The sequence below is a fragment of the Frankia sp. AgPm24 genome (assembly GCF_023243055.1).
Lineage (GTDB): Bacteria > Actinomycetota > Actinomycetes > Frankiales > Frankiaceae > Frankia > Frankia umida.
This window is the reverse complement of record NZ_JALKFW010000170.1, coordinates 1-21,530: the sequence shown is the minus strand read 5'-3', so window position 1 is coordinate 21,530 and position 21,530 is coordinate 1. Positions and strand designations below refer to the sequence as shown.

Annotated in this window: 3 protein-coding genes; all 3 read left to right on the top strand. The window is 74.0% G+C overall.

All coding sequences use genetic code 11. The features are described 5' to 3' along the window. Window positions 1-51: 51 nt before the first annotated feature. Window positions 52-915, top strand: a complete 864-nt coding sequence (locus MXD61_RS11025) for a 2-oxo acid dehydrogenase subunit E2 (RefSeq protein ID WP_248812743.1) — start codon at window positions 52-54, stop codon at window positions 913-915. Continuing rightward, window positions 912-1,994 (top strand): alpha/beta fold hydrolase, encoded by a 1,083-nt coding sequence (locus tag MXD61_RS11020; protein ID WP_248812742.1) that lies wholly within the window; start codon window positions 912-914, stop codon window positions 1,992-1,994. The genes MXD61_RS11025 and MXD61_RS11020 overlap by 4 nt, the downstream gene beginning before the upstream one ends. 144 nt (window positions 1,995-2,138) lie before the next feature. After that, window positions 2,139-21,530, top strand: a 19,392-nt coding sequence (locus tag MXD61_RS11015; protein ID WP_248812741.1) for a type I polyketide synthase, incomplete at its 3' end; no start/stop codon positions are given.

Below are 21,530 nucleotides of genomic sequence, written 5' to 3'. Positions count from 1 at the left end.
GCACCCGCGGCAACGAGATCCGGGCGCGTTCGGCAGGAGGGTGGGATACCGATGACGATCACTGATCTGGCCCCGCAGCGCCGGCACACCCTGTACTTCCTGCGGGAGACCCGGGCGTTCGCGCCCGTGTTCCTGGACACCGAGGTGGACATGAGCCGGGTCGCGGCGCTGCGATCCGGGCATCGGCACTCGGTGGTGACCTATGTGCTGTACGCCGCCGGCCGGGTGCTGGCCCGGCATCCGGAGGCGAACGCGGCCATCCTTGACGGCCGCCGGCCGAAGGTGGTCCGCCATGACGCCGTGCACGGCAAGCTCACCCTGGACAAGACGCTCGACGGCCACCGGGTCGTGCTCGCCACGGTGCTGCGTGATCTCGAACGTCTGGATCTCGACGAGATCCAACGGCAGGTGGAACGCTTCCGCACCGGCGATCCGGCCAGCATGCCCGAGTTCGCCGGGGTGCGTGCGCTGCACCGGGCCGGGCCGGGCCGGCGTGGCTGGCGGCGCGCCGAGCGGGCCTTCCGCAGGGTGGTGCGGCCCTTGGAGAGCAGGGCCGCGATCTGGGGGACGGTGGCGGTCACCTCGCTCGGGCACGGGGTGGTGGACGGCTTCCACTCGGTAGGCGGCACCACCGTGACCCTCGGACTGGGACGCACCGTCGAACGTCCGGTGGTTCGCGACGGCCGGATCGTGGTGGCCCCCGTCATGCGGCTGAGCCTGGCCTTTGACCACCGGGTGATCGACGGGGCGGAGGCCGCGGACGTTCTCGCCGACATCCGGGAGACGCTGCAGACCTTCCCGGAGCCGGCGAACCCGGGTCAGCCCGACCCGCCGGCGCGGGAGCAGTCGGGCAGGGCGGCACCGGAGCCCGAGGCCGCCGCGGTCACCACTGCGACGGTGGAAGGACCGCGATGAACGACGTCGCCGAACTCACCGTGCACGTCGCCGCGCACGCGGCGGCCCTGGATCTCGACGCCGCCGAATATCGGGAGCTGACCGGGCGCATCCGTCATGACGGCACCGGCCCAGGTTCCTGGGTGCACGAGTGGTCGCGCCTCGCCGAGACGCGGGAGACCCACGGTGACCTGCTGGGCGCCGCAGCCTGCTACGGCTTCGCCCGGTTCCCGTTCGTCGACGGCCCGGCGCGGCGCGACGCCCTGGGCAACTGCGTCCGGGCCACGGACAGGTGGCGGCGCACGGTCGCTCCCGAGGCCGGCCGGATCGACCGGGTGGAGTTGGACATCCTCGGTGCGAGGGTCGCCGCCTGGACGACCGGACTGGCCGGCGGGCACGGGCCGGGCGGGCAGCGCGCCGCGGCGGAGCCGTCGGCGGCGGCCAGGAACCGACCCCTGTTGATCGTCAGTGGCGGCATCGTCAGCATCAAGGAGCAGTGGGCACCCCTGTTGCTGCTCGCGTCCAGCCTCGGACTCGCCGCGGTCGTGACCGAGATGCCCGGTGTCGGCGAGAACACCCTGCGTTACACCCCGGACAGCTGGCAGATGTTCCCGGCGATCCTCGAGGCACTGGACGGAGCCGCTGACGTCTCGCGCACCTTCGCACTCGCGCTGAGCTTCAGCGGGCATATGGCGTTGCGCTGGGCAGCCGAGGATCCGCGGCTGCGCGGGATCATCACGGTCGGCGCGCCGGTACGCGCGCTGTTCACCGACCGTGCCTGGCAACATGGGCTGCCGCCGGCCACGGTGGCGACCCTGGCCCACCTGACCGGCACGGACCCTCTGGTGCTGCCCGATCTGCTGCCCGGCTGGGCGCTGTCCGACCGGCAGCTCGCCGCCGTCGCGGTGCCGGTGCGCTACGTGGCCAGCACCCGGGACGAGATCATCCCACCGGTCGACCCGGCGCTGCTACGGCGAACCCTGCCGGACCTGGCCGTCCTCGAACACGACGACGTCCACGGCGCTCCCGGGCATGCCGTGGCCACCCGCGAGTGGATGATCCGCGCGCTGGTGGACCTCCGCGACGCCACCCCCCGCTGACCACAGCCACAGCCCATCACCAGCCACACCCGTTACCCGGTCCGCCGCGGCGGCCGTCGCTGGCCGCGGCGGACCCACCGGCCATCGGCCACCCGGTCGGGCGGGCCAGACGACGCTGCGCCACCACGAGGGACTGACCAGACCATGACGACTGAGCAGGCACACCGAGACCACCCGGAGCTGCACGGAACGGCCGACGACGCCCATGCGGTCGCCGTCATCGGACTCGCCTGTCGGCTGCCGCAGGCGCCGGACCCACAGGCCTTCTGGCATCTGCTGCGGGCAGGCCGCAACGCCGTGATCGACACCCCCGCGGACCGGTGGCGGATCACCGGCGGGGCGGACGCGCCCGCCGTGCCGCGTCACGGCGGCTTCCTCGATCAGGTGGACACGTTCGACGCCGCCTTCTTCGACCTCTCCCCCGCCCAGGCGGTCGCGATGGACCCGCAGCAGCGGCTGGCCCTGGAGCTCGGCTGGGAGGCCCTGGAGGACGCCCGGATCGTCCCCAGCCGGCTGCACGGCAGCGCTACCGGCGTGTTCGTCGGCGCCACCGCGGGCGACTACGCGACAGTGGCCGACCGGTCCGGGCTCGACGGGATCAGCCGCCACACCCTGACCGGGCTCAACCGCAGCATCATCGCCAACCGGATCTCACGCCATCTCGGACTGCGCGGGCCCAGCCTGGTGATCGACACCGGTCAGTCCTCGGCGCTGGTCGCGGTGCACGCCGCGGTCGAGGCGCTGCGCCGCGGTGAGGCCGACCTGGCGCTGGCCGGCGGAGTGAGCCTGGCTCTCACCGCGGAGAGCAGCATCGCCGCCGCCCGGTTCGGGGCGCTCTCCCCGGACGGGCGCTGCTTCACCTTCGACGCACGGGCGAACGGTTACGTCCGGGGGGAGGGCGGCGGGCTCGTCGTACTGCGTCCGCTGCAGGCCGCACGGGCCGCCGGGGACACGATCTACTGCGTGATCCACGGCGGCGCCGTGACCCACGACGGCGCGACGGAGGGTCTGACAGTCCCCGGCGTCGACGGGCAGCAGGCGGCGCTGCGGGCGGCCTACCACCGGGCGGGGCTCGACCCGGGCGTCGTCTCCTACGTCGAGCTGCACGGCACCGGCACGCCGACGGGCGACCCGGTGGAGGCCATGGCGCTGGGCGCCGTGATCGGCCGAGCCCGACCGGCCGGTTCCCCGCTGCTGGTCGGCTCGGCCAAGACCAACATCGGTCACCTCGAAGGAGCCGCCGGCGTTGTCGGGCTGCTCAAGGTGGCCCTGAGCCTGAGGCACGCAGAGATACCACCGAGCCTGAACTTCACCCAGCCCCATCCGGACATCGCCTTCGACGAGCTGAACCTCCAGGTGCAGACCGAGCTCATCGCCTGGCCCGGCCCCGCGCACGCCCGGGTCGCCGGGGTCAGCTCGGTCGGCATGGGCGGCACGAACTGCCATCTGGTCGTCTCCGCCGCGCCGACGCCGTCCGCCGCGGACAACGCCAGCCCGACCGCCGACGATCCCGACCCGGCCGTCGCAGCCGACTCGGCCCGGCAGAACGAGGGCGACCGTGGCGGCCCGCTGCTTCCCTGGGTGCTCAGCGGTCGCGGACCGGGCGCGTTGGCGGCCGTGAGCCGCCGGCTGGTCGCCCAGCTCGACGACCGCCCGAGCCTCGACCCCGTCGATGTCGGGCTGGCGTTGGTCACCACCCGGACCGTCTTCGAGGACCGCGCGATCGTGCTGGGCCGCGACGCCGACGAGCTGAGGGGGGGCCTGGCTGCCCTGGCGGCGGACCAGGATGCGGCGAACGTCGTACGCGGCACCGCGCGTCGCGCGCCGGACGGCGGAAGGGGCCGGCTGGCAGTTCTGTTCTCCGGTCAGGGCAGCCAGCGGGTCGGCGCCGGCCGTGAGCTCCACGCCGCCTTCCCGACCTTCGCCGACGCCTTCGACGAGGCCTGTGGGCAGCTGGATCCCCATCTGGACCGCCCACTGCGCACCCTGGCCTTCGAGGGGCCGCCCGACCTGCTCGACCGCACCGGCTACACGCAACCAGCGCTGTTCGCCCTCGAGGTGGCGTTGTACCGCCTGCTGGAGCACTGGGGGGTGCGTCCCGATCTACTGCTCGGGCATTCCGTGGGGGAGCTGGCCGCCGCGCATGTCGCGGGCGCGCTCTCACTGCGCGATGCCGCGGCGCTGGTGGCCGCCCGGGGCAACCTGATGCAGGCGTTGCCGGCGGGCGGTGCGATGGCCGCGCTGGAGGCCACGGAGGAGGAGGTCCACCCGCTGCTGTCGGACCGGGTCGACCTCGGCGCCGTCAACGGGCCACGGGCACTGGTGGTGTCCGGCGACGACGCCGAGGTGACGGCGCTGGCCGAGCACTTTCGCGCGTTGGGCCGGCGTACCTCGCGGCTCGCGGTCAGTCACGCGTTCCACAGCCCGCGGATGGAACCGATGCTGGCGCAGTTCCGCCGGATCGCGCAGGGGTTGTCGTACTCGACCGCGACGACGCCCGTCATCTCCAATCTCACCGGTGGCCTGGCCGGACCGGAGTCGTTCGACGCCAACCACTGGGTGACGCACGTGCGTGCGCCCGTCCGGTTCGGCGCGGGCGTGCGCACGCTCGCCGACCTCGGCGCGACGACGTACCTCGAACTCGGGCCCAGTGCCGTGTTGACCGCGTTGGCCCGCGACGTGCTGCGGGGCGAGTCGGCCGAACGTGGCGGGGCGCCCTCGACCGCGGCCGGTGCACCGATGTCGCCCGACGACGGGGCGGTGCTGGTGGCGGCCCTGCGCCGGGGCCGCCCGGAGGTCGACTCCGTGATGGCCGCGGTGGCCGGCGCGTTCGCCCACGGCGGCGACGTCGACTGGTCGGCGGTCCTGGGCCGGCGCACCGGCCGCACCGTCGCACTGCCCACCTACCCGTTCCAACGCCGGCGGTACTGGCTCGATGCCGCGCCGCCCGCCCAGCTCCCCGCCACGGACACGAACACGGCCGGCGACACGAACACCGGCCGCGTGGACGGTACCGAAAAGCACACCGACCGTGCCCCCGTCGGTTCCGGCCCCACCGGTCAGGGTGGGGCCGGTGCCAGTGCCTGGGCCGAGAGCCTCACCGGGCTGGCCAAGCCCGAACGTGAGCGTCGGCTGCTGGATCTCGTTCTGACCACGGTCGCGATCGTGCAGGGCCACGTCGGCACCGAGGGGATCGATGCCCGACGGACCTTCCGCGAGCTCGGCTTCGACTCGTTGGGCGTCGTCGAGCTGCGCGATCGACTGAGCCGGACGACCGGACTGCGGCTGGCCACCGGGGTCACTTTCAGCCATCCGACACCGGCGGCGCTGGCGGGACATCTGCTTGCCGGGCTGGCACCGGTCGGCGCCCTCGGCCCCGCGGCCGGAACGGACCCACACGGGGACACCTCGGGTGTCCCCGGCAGGGCGGCTGGTCTCGACGAGCCGATCGCCATCGTGGGTATGGCCTGCCGGTACCCGGGCGGCGTCATGTCACCGGCACAGCTGTGGCAGCTCGTCATCTCCGGCACGGACGCCATCTCCGCGTTCCCGAGCGACCGCGGCTGGGACACCGAGACCCTGTTCGACGCCGACCCGGACCGGCCAGGCAGCTCCTACGTGCGCACCGGCGGGTTCCTGCACGACGCCGGCGAGTTCGACGCCGCCTTCTTCGGCATCGGCCCACGCGAGGCCGCGGCGATGGATCCCCAGCAACGGCTTCTGCTGGAAACGTCGTGGGAAGCGGTGGAACAGGCCGGCATCGACCCGCAGTCGCTGCGCGGAACCCGCACCGGGGTCTTCGTGGGCGGCTCAGCCCAGGACTACGGCCCGCGCCTGCACGAGCCGGCCGACGGTGCCGACGGATACCTGCTCACCGGGGGCGCCGCCAGTGTGGCCTCCGGCCGGGTCGCATACGCACTGGGGTTGGAGGGCCCGGCGGTCACCGTCGACACGGCGTGCTCGTCCTCGCTTGTCGCGCTGCACCTGGCCGGCCAGGCGCTACGCCTGCGCGAATGCGAGCTGGCTCTCGCCGGGGGTGTCACCGTGATGGCGAGTCCGGGCATGTTCGTCGAGTTCAGCCGACAGCGCGGGCTGGCCCCGGACGGCCGTTGCAAGCCGTTCGCCGCGGCGGCCGACGGCACCGCCTGGGCCGAGGGCGTCGGCCTCCTGCTCCTGGAACGGCTCTCGGACGCCCGTCGTCGCGGGCATCCGGTGCTCGCCGTCCTACGCGGTTCGGCGGTGAACCAGGACGGGGCGAGTAACGGGCTCACCGCCCCCAACGGATCGTCGCAGGAGCGGGTGATCCGCGCGGCGCTGGCGAGTTCGGGCCTGCACCCCCGGGACGTGGCCGTCGTCGAGGCGCACGGAACGGGAACCGCCCTGGGCGACCCGATCGAGGCCGAGGCGATCCTTGCCACCTACGGGCGGGACCGCGGTGCGCGTGGGCCGCTTCTGCTGGGCTCCCTGAAGTCGAACATCGGCCACACCCAGGCGGCGGCCGGTGTCGGCGGCGTGATCAAGATGGTGTTGGCCATGCGACACGGCGTCCTGCCGGCCACGCTGCACGTGGATGCGCCCTCCCCGCACGTCGACTGGTCGGCCGGAGAGGCGCAGCTGCTGACCAGATCCACCGTCTGGCCGGCGGGTGCCGGGCCGCGCCGCGCCGGTGTGTCGTCCTTCGGGATCAGCGGCACCAACGCCCATGTGATCATCGAAGCGGTTCCCTCGCCGCCGGCCGGTGCGGAGGAACCACCGGTGGCCGCGGAGCCGGCGCTGGTGTGGCCGCTGTCCGCCCGCAGCGACGCGGCGCTGCGGGCGCAGGCTCGCCGCCTGCACACGGCCGTGTCCGAAGCCGGCGGTGGGCGGCCCGGGGCCGACCCGGAAGCACCGGCCGATGCCAGCGCCCGGCTCCAGGACATCGGTTTCTCGCTGGGGGTCGGGCGAGCCGCCCTGGAACGACGGGCCGCGGTGACCGCGAGCAGCACCGCGCAGCTGCTCGCCGGGCTGGACGCACTCGCCCGCGGCGTGGACCATGCGGCCCTCATCCGCGGCGATGCCCGGTCCACTGCCGGTCGCGGTGTGCCGACCGCCTTCCTGTTCGGCGGGCAGGGCGGGCAGCGAGCCCGGATGGGAGCGCAGCTGCGCCAGACGTGGCCCGCGTTCGCCGCAGCGTACGACGAGGTCATCCACGAACTCGACCAGCACCTGGCCGGGCTCGACCGACCGCTGGCCCAGGTCCTCACCGCCGCCCCCGGCTCCCCCACGGCCGAGCTGCTCGACCACACCGTCTACACCCAACCGGGACTGTTCGCGCTGGAGGTGGCGCTGTTCCGGCTCGTCACCTCGGTCGGGATCGTCCCCGACTTCCTGGTCGGCCACTCCATCGGTGAGCTGGCGGCGGCCCACGTCGCCGGAGTGCTCTCCCTGCCCGACGCGGCCGCGCTGGTCGCGGCACGCGGCCGGCTCATGCAGACAGCCCGGCCCGGCGGGGCCATGATCGCGGTTTCCGCCGACCCGGACGAGGTGCACGCACGCCTGGCGGAGCAGGACGGGCAGCTCGCCGTGGCTGCGGTGAACGGACCGCGCTCGGTTGTGATCTCCGGGGACGCGGATGCGGCCGAACGGGTCGCCGACCGCTTTCGGCAGCAGGGGAGGCGGACCCGACGGCTGCGGGTCAGCCATGCCTTCCACTCCCCGCACATGGATGACGTCCTGGCCGAGTTCCGTGAGATCGCGCAGGGTCTGAACTTCGCGCCGCCACGGATCCCGCTGGTCTCGACCGTGACCGGCGAGATCGCCACGGCCGATCAGCTCGCCGCCCCCGACTACTGGACCAGCCAGCTACGCGGCACCGTGCGCTTCCACGACGGCATCCGCACGCTCTCCGCCCGTGGCGTCACCACCTTCGTCGAGCTGGGGCCGGACGCCACGTTGTCCGCGATGGCCCGCGAGTCCCTCGACGAGCCGAGCGCGACCACCTCCGCGGTACTGGTGCCGCTGCTGCGGGCGGACCGGCCCGAATCCGGCACGCTCACCGCGGCTCTGGGCACCCTGTGGGCGCACAGCGTGGCGCCGCGCTGGGAGGCCGTCTATCCCGGCGCGCGCCGGGTCGACCTGCCGACCTACGCCTTCCAGCGCAGCCGCTACTGGCTCACCGCCGGACGCGCGGTCGCCGCCGGGCCCGACCGGTGGGGACATCCGCTGCTCCACAGCAGGGTCGAACTGGCCGACGGCGATGCGGTCGTGTTCACCGGGCGGCTGTCGCAGGCGGCGCATCCCTGGCTGAGCGATCACACCATCGACGGACGGGTGCTGCTGCCCGGCACCGCCTTCCTGGAACTGGCAGTCACTGCTGGTAGCCAGGTCGGCACGCCACATCTCGCGGAACTGACACTCACGGCTGCGCTGTCCGTGCCCCGAACGGGCTCGGTACAGATACAGGTCGTCGTGGGTGGCCCGGACGAGTCCGGGCAGCGGGCGCTGACCGTTCATGCCCGAGCGGACGACCCGGGTTCAGGCGACGCGGCGACCGACGGCGCGGCCCCAGGCTGGACGAAACACGCCTCGGGCACCCTGGCCGCCGACCCGTTCGATGCTGCCACGCGTCCGGCCGACCCGGATCCGGCGGAGTGGCCGCCGCGTGGCGCCGAACCGGTCGAGCTCACCGACGCCTACCGGCAGCTCGCCGCACTCGGTTACGAGTACGGGCCAGCCCTGCACGGCCTGTACCGGCTCTGGCACGACGAAGACCGACTGCACATCGAGACCCGCCTGCCCGACCTGCCGACGCTGAGCTCCGGCGGGTTCGCCCTGCATCCGGCTCTGCTGGACGCCGTGCTGCATCCACTGGTCCAGGCCGTCGCCCCGGCGGCGGTGGCAGCGCACCGGATCAGCCTGCCCTTCATGTGGACCGGGGTGTCGCTGCGCCCGACGGGCTCCAGCCCGGCCACGGCGCACCCCACCGCGCCGACGACTCTGCGCGTGACCGCCACCCGGGTGGGACCGGACACCTTCGCGCTGCTGCTGGCCGACGAGGACGGTGCGTGGCTCGGCTCGATCGACTCGCTCGTCCTGCGCCCGGTCGACAGACGCAGAATCGGCCACCTCGGCGACGTCACCGCGGCGCTGCACACCCTGGCCTGGGCCCCAGCGGGGACGCAGCAGGCGCGGGCGGCCACACCACGTGTCGCTGTCCTGACCGAACACCTGCCCGTCGACGGTTTGCCGTCCACGGTCACCGAGGCCGACGTGGTCGTCGTCCCACCGTTGTCCGAGCCGGCCCCGCTGGCACCCGGTCCGGACGCGTCGGCGGACCTGCCGGGCCAGACCAGGCGCGCCGCGCGACGGGCCCTGCGACTGGTGCAGGACTGGCTCGCCGCCAACCTGGGCACCGATCGCCGGCTGGTCTTCCTGACCCGCGGTGCGGTGGCCGCCCGCCCCGGCGAGGGCGTGCTCGACCTGGTGAACGCGCCGGTGTGGGGCCTGGTCCGGGTCGCGCAGTCCGAACATCCCGGCCAGTTCGTCCTCGTCGACGTGGGCGAGGCCGACATCGCTACCTCCCACCCGGACGAGTCAGCGCAGACCGCAGAGCTGGCAGGGCTGGCAGGGCTGGCAGGGCGTGCGCTCGGCGACGAGCCCCAGCTCGCGCTGCGGGACGGCCAGTGGCTGGTGCCGCGTCTGGTCCGGGCGGACCCGGCGTCGGGGGCGTCCCGGCCACCGACCGGCTGGGATCCGGACGGCACGGTCCTGATCACCGGGGGGACCAGCGGTCTCGGCGCGCTGCTCGCCCGGCATGTGGTCGCCACCCGCGGTGTCCGCCAGCTGCTGTTGGCCAGCCGGCGCGGGCCGCACACCCCGGGCGTGGACGATCTGGTCGCCGAGCTCGCCGGGCAGGGTGCGCAGATCACCGTCGCCGCCGTCGACGCGGCCGACCGCCAGCAGCTCGCAGCCCTGCTCGCCACGGTTCCCGCGGACCGTCCGCTCACCGCGGTGATCCATGCCGCCGGGGTTCTCGACGACGCCACCCTCACCGCGCTGCGTCCCGCCCAGCTTGACGCCGTGCTGCGCCCCAAGCTTGACGCCGCCTGGAACCTGCACGAACTCACCCGTGGGTACCCGCTCGCCGACCTCGTCCTGTTCTCCTCGATCTCGGGGCTCATCGGGACCGCCGGCCAGGCGAACTACGCCGCGGCCAACACCTTCCTGGACGCACTCGCGGCCCATCGGCGCGCGGCGGCGCGACCCGCGGTCGCGCTGGCCTGGGGCCTGTGGGACAGCGCCGCCGGGGGCATGGCCACCGGTCTCACCGCCGCCGACGTGGCGCGGTGGCGACGGGCTGGCGTCGCACCGATCCCGGGCGAACTGGGCACCGAGCTGTTCGACGCGGCGCTGGCGCACGGCGACGCGCTGGTCGTGCCAGCCCGGCTCACACCAGGGGTGATCGACGGCGAACCGGCCGCCGTCCTGCGCGGCCTCGTGACGGCCGCCGCTCCCCGTCCCCGGGCGACACACACCACGGACACCCCCACGGCCGGCCTCGCCGGCATTCTCGCCCGACCCGCGCACGAACGAACCCGGGCCTTCCTGGATCTTGTCATCACCACCGCGGCCGTGGTGCTGGGGCATGCGCCGGATGCCGCGCTCGATCCCGACGCGTCCTTCCGCGATCTCGGGTTCGACTCTCTCGCCGGCGTCGAGCTGCGCAACCGCCTGGCCCGGGTGACCGGTCTGCCGGTACCGGCGACCGCGGTGTTCGACCACCCGTCCGCCAGCACCCTGGCCGACTATCTGCACACCCTGCTCCCGAACGCGGCCGGGGCAACCCACCAGCGGGCACCGGGTGGCGCGCGCACCGCCCGAGCGCGGACCGGGGCGGACGACCCGATCGCGATCGTCGCGCTGGCCTGCCGGTACCCGGGTGACGTCCGCTCCCCCGATGACCTGTGGCGCCTGGTCGCCACGGGTACCGATGCCGTCAGCGGCTTTCCGACCAACCGGGGCTGGGATCTGGCGGCCCTCTACCATCCCGATCCCGACCATCCCGGCACCAGCTACACCCGGTACGGCGGCTTCCTGCACGACGCCGACCAGTTCGACCGCGAGTTCTTCGGCATCTCGCCGCGGGAGGCGCTGGCCACCGATCCGCAGCAGCGGCTGCTGCTGGAAGTGGCCTGGGAGGCGTTCGAACGGGCCGGTATCGACCCCGCGGACCTGCGTGGCTCCCGCACCGGTGTCTTCGCCGGCGTCATGTACGACGACTACGCCGCCCGGCTGCCAGCAGTTCCGGACGACGTCCAGGGCTTCCTGCTCACCGGCAACACCTCCAGTGTGGTCTCCGGCCGTCTGGCCTACACCTACGGTCTGGAGGGACCGGCGGTCACCGTCGACACCGCCTGCTCGTCCTCCCTGGTGGCGCTGCACCTGGCAGCGGCGGCGCTGCGTAACGGCGAGTGCGATCTGGCACTGGCCGGCGGGGTCACCGTGATGGCCGGACCGTCGACCTTCGTCGAGTTCAGCCGCCAGCGTGGCCTGTCCGCGGACGGCCGCTGCCGATCGTTCGCGACCGCGGCCGACGGCACCGGATGGAGCGAGGGTGTCGGGCTGCTGCTCGTCGAGCGCCTTTCGGACGCCCGGCGCAACGGCCATCCCGTGCTCGCGCTGCTGCGCGGCTCGGCCGTCAACTCGGACGGCGCCAGCAACGGGCTGACCGCACCGAACGGTCCCGCCCAGGAACGCGTCATCCGGGCCGCGCTGGAGGGCGCGGGTCTGACTCCGGCCGACGTCGACGCGGTCGAGGGACATGGCACCGGGACGTCGCTCGGGGACCCGATCGAGGCCCAGGCCCTGCTCGCCACCTACGGACGGGACCGGCCGGCACAAAGCCCCTGCTGGCTGGGTTCGCTGAAGTCCAACATCGGGCACACCCAGGCCGCGGCCGGCGTCGGCGGCATCATCAAGATGATCGAGGCGATGCGGCACGGCGAGCTGCCCCGCACGTTGCACGTTGACACGCCGAACGAGCACGTCGACTGGGCCTCGGGCGGCGTACGGCTGCTCACCGAGCCTGTTGCCTGGTCGCACCCGGGCGGACGGCCACGACGGGCGGCGGTGTCGTCCTTCGGCATCAGCGGCACCAACGCGCACGTGATCCTCGAACAGGCGCCGCCGGAGCGGACCGACCCTGACCCGGCCGGTTCGGACGCCGGCGGGAAGGCGGCGACCACGACGCCCGCGACCACCCCGGCTGTGTGGGTCGTCTCGGCCCGCGACGACGTCACGCTCAGCGCCCAGGCCCGCCAGCTACGCCAGCACGTCAGCGAGCAGCCCGATCTGGACCCACGCGACATCGCCGTCTCCCTCGCGACGACCCGCGCCCGACTCGACCGCACCGCGGTCGTTCTCGGCCCGGACATCCCTGCTCTGCTCACCGGCCTGACCGCCCTGGAGCGCGGTGAACAGCACCCCCAGGTGACGATCGAGACCACGGTCCGCCATGCCCGGACCGCGGTGTTGTTCTCCGGGCAGGGTTCGCAGCGGGCCGGCGCTGGTCAGGAGCTCTACCGCGACGAACCGGTCTTTCGCGCGGCGCTGCGGGAGGCCGTCGCACAGCTCGACCCCCTGCTCGCCGCGTCGCCGGCCGACGCGAACCTGGTCGGACGATCGCTGCTCGACGTGCTGTTCGCCTCACCCGGCAGCCCGACCGCGGCGCTGCTGGACCAGACCGAGGTGACGCAGCCGGCGCTGTTCGCTCTGCAGATCGCGCTGTTCCGGCTGGCCGAGCACCGCGGGTTCGTCCCCGACTTCGTTGCCGGCCACTCGATCGGCGAACTGACCGCCGCGCACGCGGTCGGCGTGCTGTCCCTGGCGGACGCCGCCACGTTGGTCGTCCACCGTGGGCGGCTCATGCAGGCCGCCGGCGCCGGCGGAGCGATGATCGCCCTGGCGGCCACCGAGAAGGAGGTGATCGACTCGCTCGCCGGCCAGCAGGCAACGGTCTCGATCGCGGCGGTGAACGGCCCGACAGCCGTGGTGATCTCCGGGGATGCTGCCGCGACGGTCGCGGTCGCCGAGGGCTGGCGGGCCCGCGGCCGACACGTCCGCAGGCTGCGGGTCAGCCATGCCTTCCACTCCCCGCACCTGGACGTGGTTCTCGACGAGCTGCGTGCCGTGGCGTCCTCGTTGACGTTCCACCCGCCGCGCATTCCACTGGTGTCCACCGCGACCGGGCGCGTGGCCGACGCCGAGCTGCTGCGCTCACCGGACTACTGGACGGGCCAGGCCCGCGGCACCGTCCGTTTCCTCGACGCCGTCCGGTACCTGGAATCCCAGGGTGTTTCCGGGTTCCTGGAGGTCGGCCCGGGCGCGGTGCTCACCGCCATGGTGGACGACTTCGGAGGTTCCCCGGTCCGCGTCCCTGTCCCAATGCTGCGGGCGGGGCGCCCGGAGACCGAGACCGCGCTGGCCGCCCTGGCCCGCCTGTACGCCCACGGCGGCACGCTCGACTGGGCGCGGACCCTGCCCACCGCCCGCCGCCTGGCGCTGCCGACCTACCCGTTCCAACGCGGCCGCTACTGGCTCGAGGCCGCCCCGGCCAGGACACAGGCGGGTCTGCTCGGCCTGCGCGCCACCCGGCACCCGCTGCTCGGCGCGGTCGTGGAGCTACCGGACGACGCGGGAGTGGTGCTCACCGGGGTGCTCTCCCGCACCGCCCTGCCCTGGCTGGGCGACCATGCCGTGGACGGCCGACCGGTGCTGCCCGGTGCCGCGCTGGTCGACCTGGCCCTGCGGGCCGCCAAGCACGTCGGCGCGGACACGCTCCGGGAGCTCACCCTGGACCGTCCATTGCCGCTCCCCGACCAGGCGGAGATCCACATCCAGGTGACGGTCGGTGTCCTGGACTCGGACGGCAGCCGTCCGGTCGCCATCCACTCCAGCCTGCCCGCGGACGAACGGCCGACCTGGACCCGGCACGCGGTCGGAGCACTCGTCGCGTCCGGCAGCGACGGCGACGGCGACGGCGACGGCGGGCCGAACGTGGAGGGTCTCGCCGCGTGGCCGCCGGCCACCGCCACGGAGATCCCCCTTGACGCTGCCTACGACCTGATGGCCGCACATGGCTATGACTACGGCCCGGCCTTTCAGGGCCTGCGGCGGCTGTGGCGCGACGGTGCCACCAGCCACTGCCTGGTGGCACCGTCCCCGCCCGAGACGGACTTCGGCATTCACCCAGCGCTGCTCGACGCGGCGCTGCATCCTCTCGCGCTCCAGACCGCCACGACACACCGGGACGCCGCAGCCCACAGCGAGGACGCGACCGGCCCCCACGTCCCCGGCACGCCCGTTTCCGACAGGTCCGTCCCCGATACGTCCAACGCCGCTGACACGCTGCGGGTGCCATGGCGCTGGGAGGGGGTGCGGCTGCGTACCGGTGCCAGGACCGGCACGCGGGTACGGATCGTGCCCACCGCACCGGACACGGTGGCGTTGACCATCAGCGACGACCACGGGACACCGGTCATGACGGTGGACGCCCTCACCCTCGCCACCGTCAGCCGCAGCCGGTTCGCGGCCACCGCGGACACCGACTCACTGTTCGTCCTGGACTGGACGCCGGTTCCGGGCGTCCCGGTGGGCATCCCGGCGAACTGGACAGTGCTCGATCTCGGCCTCGAGAGCACCGACACCACCGACGCCGCGACGGCGGCACGGCACCGCACGCACACCGCTCTGCGCGCTGTCCAGGACTGGCTGAGCGCGCAGCCGAGCGCCGACGACCGGCTGGTGGTGGTGACACACGGCGCCGTGGCTGTGACGGCCAACGACGGCGCGCCTCGGCCGGACGCGGCGGCGGTCTGGGGGCTCGTCCGCAGCGCGCAGACCGAGCACCCCGACCGGCTCATCCTCGTCGACGTCGAGGCCGACGCCGACCCGCCCACGGCGCTGCCAGCCGGCGAGTCGCAGCTCGCGCTGCGTGCGGCGGGCGGGTTCACACCCAGGCTGGTCCGGACGGCAGCGCGGCCGGGCGCCGGCATCGACACCGCGGCCGGCGAGCCGGCCGGCAGCACGACACCGGTGGGTACCGGGACGGTTCTCGTCACCGGTGCGACCGGCCTGATCGGCGGGCTCGTCGCCCGGCGGCTGGTGACCGCGCACGGCGCCCGCCGGCTGCTGCTGGTCAGCCGACGCGGGCCGGCCGCCGCCGGTGCGCCGGAACTGGCCGCCGAGCTGCGCGCGCTCGGGGCCGAAGTCGACCTCGCCGCCTGTGACGTGGCCGACCGCGACGCGCTGCGGGCGCTGCTCGCCAGTCTGCCGCCGCAGCACCCACTGACCGCCATCGTGCACGCGGCGGGTGTACTTGACGACGGGATCGTCACCTCGCTCACCCCGGAACGTCTGGACGCCGTACTGGCGCCCAAGTCGGACGCGGCCTGGAACCTGCACGAGCTCACCGCCGACCTGGATCTCGCTTCCTTTGTGCTGTTTTCCTCGGTGACCGGGACGCTCGGCACGGCCGGGCAGGCGAACTACGCTGCCGCGAACGCCTTCCTCGACGCCCTGGCCCAGCACCGCCATGCCCGCGGGCTGCCCGCGGTCTCCCTGGCCTGGGGACTGTGGGGTGGCACAACCGGCCTGGGTGCCGAGCTGGCGCGCGCCGATCTCGCCCGCATGGCCCGCATGGGCATCGTCCCCATGGACGACGAGGAGGGCCTGCGTCTGTTCGACGCGGCAGTCAGCGGAGACCACCCGGTCGTCGTCGCAGCCCGTATCGAGCTTGCCGGTCGGCCGGCCGAGTCGGTTCCACCGCCGCTGCGTGACCTGGCCAGCGGCCCGCGACGCACCGGTAGCGCCGGCTCCCGTCCGCGCGAACAGGCCGGTGGCCTGGCCCAGCAGCTCGCCGGTCTGACGAACGACGTAGAACGACGCGACGCCGTCGCCGACCTCGTCCAGCGAACCGTCGCCACGGTGCTCGGCTACCAGGCCGGCGAAACGCTCGACACCGCTCGTGCGTTCACCGAGCTCGGTTTCGACTCGCTCACCGCGGTCGAACTGCGTAACCGGCTGATCGCGGCCACCGGACTCCCGCTGCCGAGCACTTTGGTCTTCGACCATCCGACCCCGACCGCCCTCGCCGACCATCTGTTCACCGATCACTTCGCCACGCTCGTCGCGCTCGCCACGGATGGGGCCGGCGCCAGTGATGCGGGCAGGCCCGGCGGCTCCGGCCCGGTTCCCGCGGCCGGAGGACCGTCCGGCCGGGGCATCGCCGCGGACACGCAGGGGACATCCGACGACGACCAGATCGTGATCGTCGGCATGTCCTGCCGCCTTCCCGGCGGCGTGCACAGTCCGGACGACCTGTGGCGGCTGCTGCTCGACGGCACGGACGCCGTGACCGGTTTCCCCACCGACCGCGGCTGGGACCTGGACCGCCTCTACCATCCGGATCCGGACCATCCCGGGACCAGCTACACCCGGCATGGCGGCTTCCTGCACGACGCCGGCGACTTCGACCCCGAGTTCTTCGGGATCTCCCCCCGGGAGGCGCTGGCCATCGACCCCCAACAGCGCATTCTGCTCGAGGCGGCGTGGGAGGCGCTCGAAGCGGCCGGGATCGACCCCACCAGCCTCGCCGGCACCTCCACCGGCGTCTTCGCCGGTGTCATGTACGACGACTACGGGGCCCGGCTGCACCAGTCGGCGACCGCGCCAGCGGGGTTCGAGGGTTATCTGGTCAGCGGGAGCGCGGGCAGCGTCGCCTCGGGCCGGATCGCCTACACCCTCGGGCTGGAGGGGCCCGCCGTGACCGTTGACACCGCCTGCTCCTCCTCGCTCGTCGCGCTCCACCTCGCCGCGCAGGCCCTGCGCTCCGGCGAGTGCACGCTCGCACTCGCCGGCGGCGCCACCGTGATGGCGAGCCCGGCGACGTTCGTCGAGTTCAGCCGACAGCGCGGACTGGCGCCCGACGGCCGCTGCAAGCCGTTCTCCGCCGACGCGGATGGAACCGCCTGGGCCGAGGGGGCCGGTGTCCTGCTGTTGGAGCGACTCGCCGACGCCCGCCGCCACGGCCATCGGGTTCTGGCCGTCGTCCGGGGCAGCGCTGTCAACTCCGACGGGGCGTCCAACGGGCTGACCGCGCCCAACGGCCCCGCCCAGCAGCGCGTCATCCGGGCGGCCCTGGCCAGCGCGGGGCTTACCTCCGCCGACGTGGACGTCGTCGAGGCCCATGGCACCGGCACCACCCTCGGTGACCCCATCGAGGCCCACGCGTTGCTGGCGACCTACGGCCAGGCACGCCGGTATCCCCTCCAGCTCGGGTCGTTGAAGTCCAACATCGGGCACACCCAGGCCGCCGCCGGTGCCGCCGGAATCATCAAGATGATTCTCGCGCTTCGCACCGGCGTTCTGCCGGCGACCCTGCATGCGGCCACCCCGACGCCGCATGTCGACTGGAGCCCGGGCACCGTCACCCTGACGACCGAGACGACCGCCTGGCCCGCCACCGGCCGCCCCCGCCGTGCCGCCGTCTCCTCCTTCGGGATCAGCGGGACCAACGCCCACGTCATCCTCGAGCAGCCCCCGGCCGCCGGTCACGGCCCGAACACCGGCGCTGCCCACTCCGTCCCGACCGATGAGGCAAGCCTGGTCCCGGTACCATGGGTGCTCTCCGGCGCGACGGCGCCAGCGGTCCGCGCCCAGGCCGACCAGCTCACCGCCTTCCTGGCCCAGCACCCCGACGCCGGCCTGCACGAGGTGGGTCTGGCGCTGGCGACCGGCCGGGCGAGACTCACCCACCGGGCGGTTGTCGTCGCCGCCGACCGGGCGGAGGCGCTCGCCGCACTCGCCGCACTCGCCGCCGATCAGCCCCATCCGAGTATCGTCCGCGCGGTCGCCGCGGCGCCGGGACGCACGGCTTTCCTCTTCTCCGGACAGGGCAGCCAGCGTCTTGGCATGGGCCGCCAGCTGCACCGCCACCACCCGGTCTTCGCCGCCGCCTGGGACGAGGCCGCCGACCTGCTCAGTGCGCACCTCGGCCGACATCTGACCGACGTCGTGTTCGCCCCCGGCGACAGCGGGCCGACGGACCAGGCCGCCGCGGCGCTGGACGACACCGCGTTCGCCCAGCCGGCCCTGTTCGCCTTCGAAGTGGCGCTACACCGGCTGCTGAGCTCCTTCGGCCTGACACCGGACCAGCTCGCCGGCCACTCGGTGGGGGAGATCGCCGCGGCCCATGTCGCCGGTGTCCTCACGCTCGCCGACGCCTGCGCCCTGGTGGCCGCACGCGGCCAGCTGATGAGCCGGCTCGCCCCGGGGGGCACGATGCTGGCCCTTGAGGCGTCCGAGGAGCAGGTACTGGACGTGCTCGCAGGTCTCGACGGGGTCAGCGAGCACATCGGGATCGCCGCGGTCAACGGCCCGACCGCCACGGTCGTCTCCGGCGCCCGCCCGGCGGTCGAGGCCGTGACCGCGGCCTTCGCGGCACGTGGCGTGCGGACGCGGCGGCTGCGCGTGAGCCACGCCTTCCACTCGCCTCTGATGGAGCCGATGCTGGCCGAGTTCGGCCGGATCGCGGCCGGGCTCACCTACCACGAGCCGCGGATCCCGGTCGTCTCCACCGTCACCGGAGCGTCCGCTACCGGAACCGATCTGCGCTCGCCCGAGTACTGGGTTCGGCACGCGCGCCACGCCGTCCGATTCGCCGACGCGGTTCGCGCGTTGCGAGCCCGGGGCGTCATGCGCTTTCTGGAGCTGGGTCCAGACGCCGTGCTCACCCCGATGGCGGACGCCGTCCTTACCGCGGACGACCCGGCCCGGGCCAACGGAGAGTCCGGGGTCAGCACCGCGGCGGGTGTCGGGCCTGGTTCGGCCACGGCTCCCGCGCTCATCGCGGTGCAGCGGCGCGACCGCTCGGAGCCACGCGCGCTGGCCACCGCCATCGCCGAGTCGTACGCATACGGCGCCTCCGTCAACTGGCCCGCGGTGTTCACCGCCGCCCACGCGCAACGGCCAGCGCTACCGACCTATCCGTTCCAGCGACGCCGATACTGGCTGGACCCGGTCCGTCCGCTGACCGACGTCGACGCCGCCGGCCAGCGGGCGGCCGCACATCCACTGCTGTCCGCCGAGATCGACCTGCCCGACAGCGGCGGGGTGGTCTTCACCGGCACGCTGTCCCCCCAGGAGCAGAGCTGGCTGGCGGACCACACCCTGGCCGGTGTGGTCGTACTACCCGGCACCGCCCTGGTGGAACTCGTCCTGTACACCGGCAGTCGCACCGGCCTCGACCACCTTGAGGAGCTGGTACTGGCGGAACCGGTGGTCCTGGCCGGGGAGGCACCCGTTCCGTTGCGGGTCGCGGTCAGCGCCGACGACGGCACCGGCCGCCGGACTGTCACCGTGCACACCCACGACGGCGGTGTGGCGGAAGGCTCCTGGCGACTGCATGCCACCGGGGTCCTCGGGTCCAGGCCGACCGGCGACGAAACGTCCGGGGTCAGCCCCGTCCCGTCCGCTGTCGACCTGCCCGCGGACGCGGAGCCGCTCGACCTTGCCGGCCTCTATCCGGACCTCGCGGCCCGGGGGCACGGTTACGGACCGACCTTCCAGGGCCTCACCGCCGCCTGGCGTTCCGGGCCGGACCGGTTCGTCGAGATCTCCCTCGACCCGACCACCGTGCATCCGGACGGTTTCGCCGTCCACCCCGCGCTGCTCGACGCCGTGCTACACGTGCTGCTGGCCGACGTCCGGTCTCGACCCGGGCACCTGCGACTGCCGTTCGCCTGGAACGGAGTGACGCTGGCGCCGACCACGGCCACGACGTTGCGAGCCAGGCTCACCACCCTGGCCTCCGACAACGGAGCAGCCATCAGCAACGGCGGCGGCGACACCCTGCGGATCGTGGTCACCGACCCGACCGGCGCGTTGGTGGCCGAGGTGAGTTCACTGCGCGTCCGGGAGACGACGGCCGACCAGCTCGACGCCGGTGGCCCGCCGCTCTACACGCTTCGCTGGGACCCGCTGCCGGTCGCCTCGGTCGAACCACCCGTGCGGTGGACGGTGCTGGGCGCCGCCCCTCTCGACCTGCCTGGAGCCGACTATCACTGCGATCTGGACACCGTGGGTGAACCCGCAGGTGTCGCCGGCCAGCCAACCGCGCTGGTCGTCCTCGCCAACCCGGCCGGTACAGGCGGCCCGGCGCCCGGGGTCGGCGAACCCGCCGCGGTGGACGTACCGGTCGTGGCGGTCGCACATGCGCAGGCCCGCCGCGCGTTGGATCTCGTCCAACGGTGGCTGGTCGAGGAACGCTTCGACGGTGCGCGGCTCGTTCTCGCCACCCGGGGGGCGGTCGCGGTGACCGGACCGGACGACGTCCGTGATCCGTCCGCGAGCACGGTGTGGGGGCTGGTGCGGACCGCACAGGCGGAGCATCCCGGCCGCTTCGTCCTGCTGGATCTGGACGATCACGGCGCACCGCCCGCGCCGGCCGTGCTCGCCGCGAGGCTGGCCGGCGCGCTGGCCCTGGACGAGCCGCAGCTCGCCCTGCGGGACGGGACTGTCCTGGTGCCACGGCTGGCCCGCGACCGCCCGCCAGCACAGCCGCACGCCGTCACCCCCGGGGCGATCACCACCGGGACCGTCCTGGTCACCGGGGCCACCGGGGCGCTCGGTGGCCCGGTGGCCCGCCATCTGGTGACCGAGCACGGCGTCCGCCACCTGTTGTTGGTCAGCCGGCGGGGCGAGCAGGCCGCGGGAGCCGAGGCACTGCGAACGGACCTCGCCGACCGCGGCGCCGAGGTCACCTTCGCGGCACTCGACGTGGCGGATGACGACGCCCTCGCCGCGTTGGTGGACGGACTGCCCGCGGACCGTCCACTCACCGGCGTCGTGCACGTCGCGGGTGTCCTCGACGACGGGATGGTCACGGCCCTGTCCCCCGAACGGCTCGACGCGGTGCTGCGACCCAAGGTGGATGCGGCGTGGGCGCTGCACACCGTGACCGCCGACCGCGACCTGTCTCTGTTCGCGGTGTTCTCGTCGATCGCAGGTGTCCTCGGGAATCCGGGGCAGGCGAACTACGCGGCGGCCAACACCTTCCTGGACGCCCTTGCGGCCCACCGGCGCAGCCGGGGCCTCCCGGCGGTCTCGCTGGCCTGGGGTCTGTGGGCGGACAGCGCCGGAATGGCCGGTGGCCTCGACGACGCCCAGCTGCACCGGCTGGCACGTTCCGGTGTTCTGCCGCTGGCCACCGAGGACGCGCTGGGACTGCTCGACGCCGCGCTGGGCGCCGGCGAGTCGCTGGTCATCCCGGCCCGCCTGGACCTGCGGGCGCTGGCGGGCCGGCCCGGCGCGCAGACGCTGGTCCGCGCCTGGGCACCGGCCGCCGTACGCACCGGTCCGGTCGCGCGGCCCGGCACCGGCCGCACGGCCAGCGCGCCCCCGCGGTGCCGCGGGGCCGGCCCGCGGGGGCGCGGCGCCGCCGGGTCACCGCGCCTTCGATCGGCTGGGTCCCGGTGCTGCCCCGCTTTCACCACGCCGGGC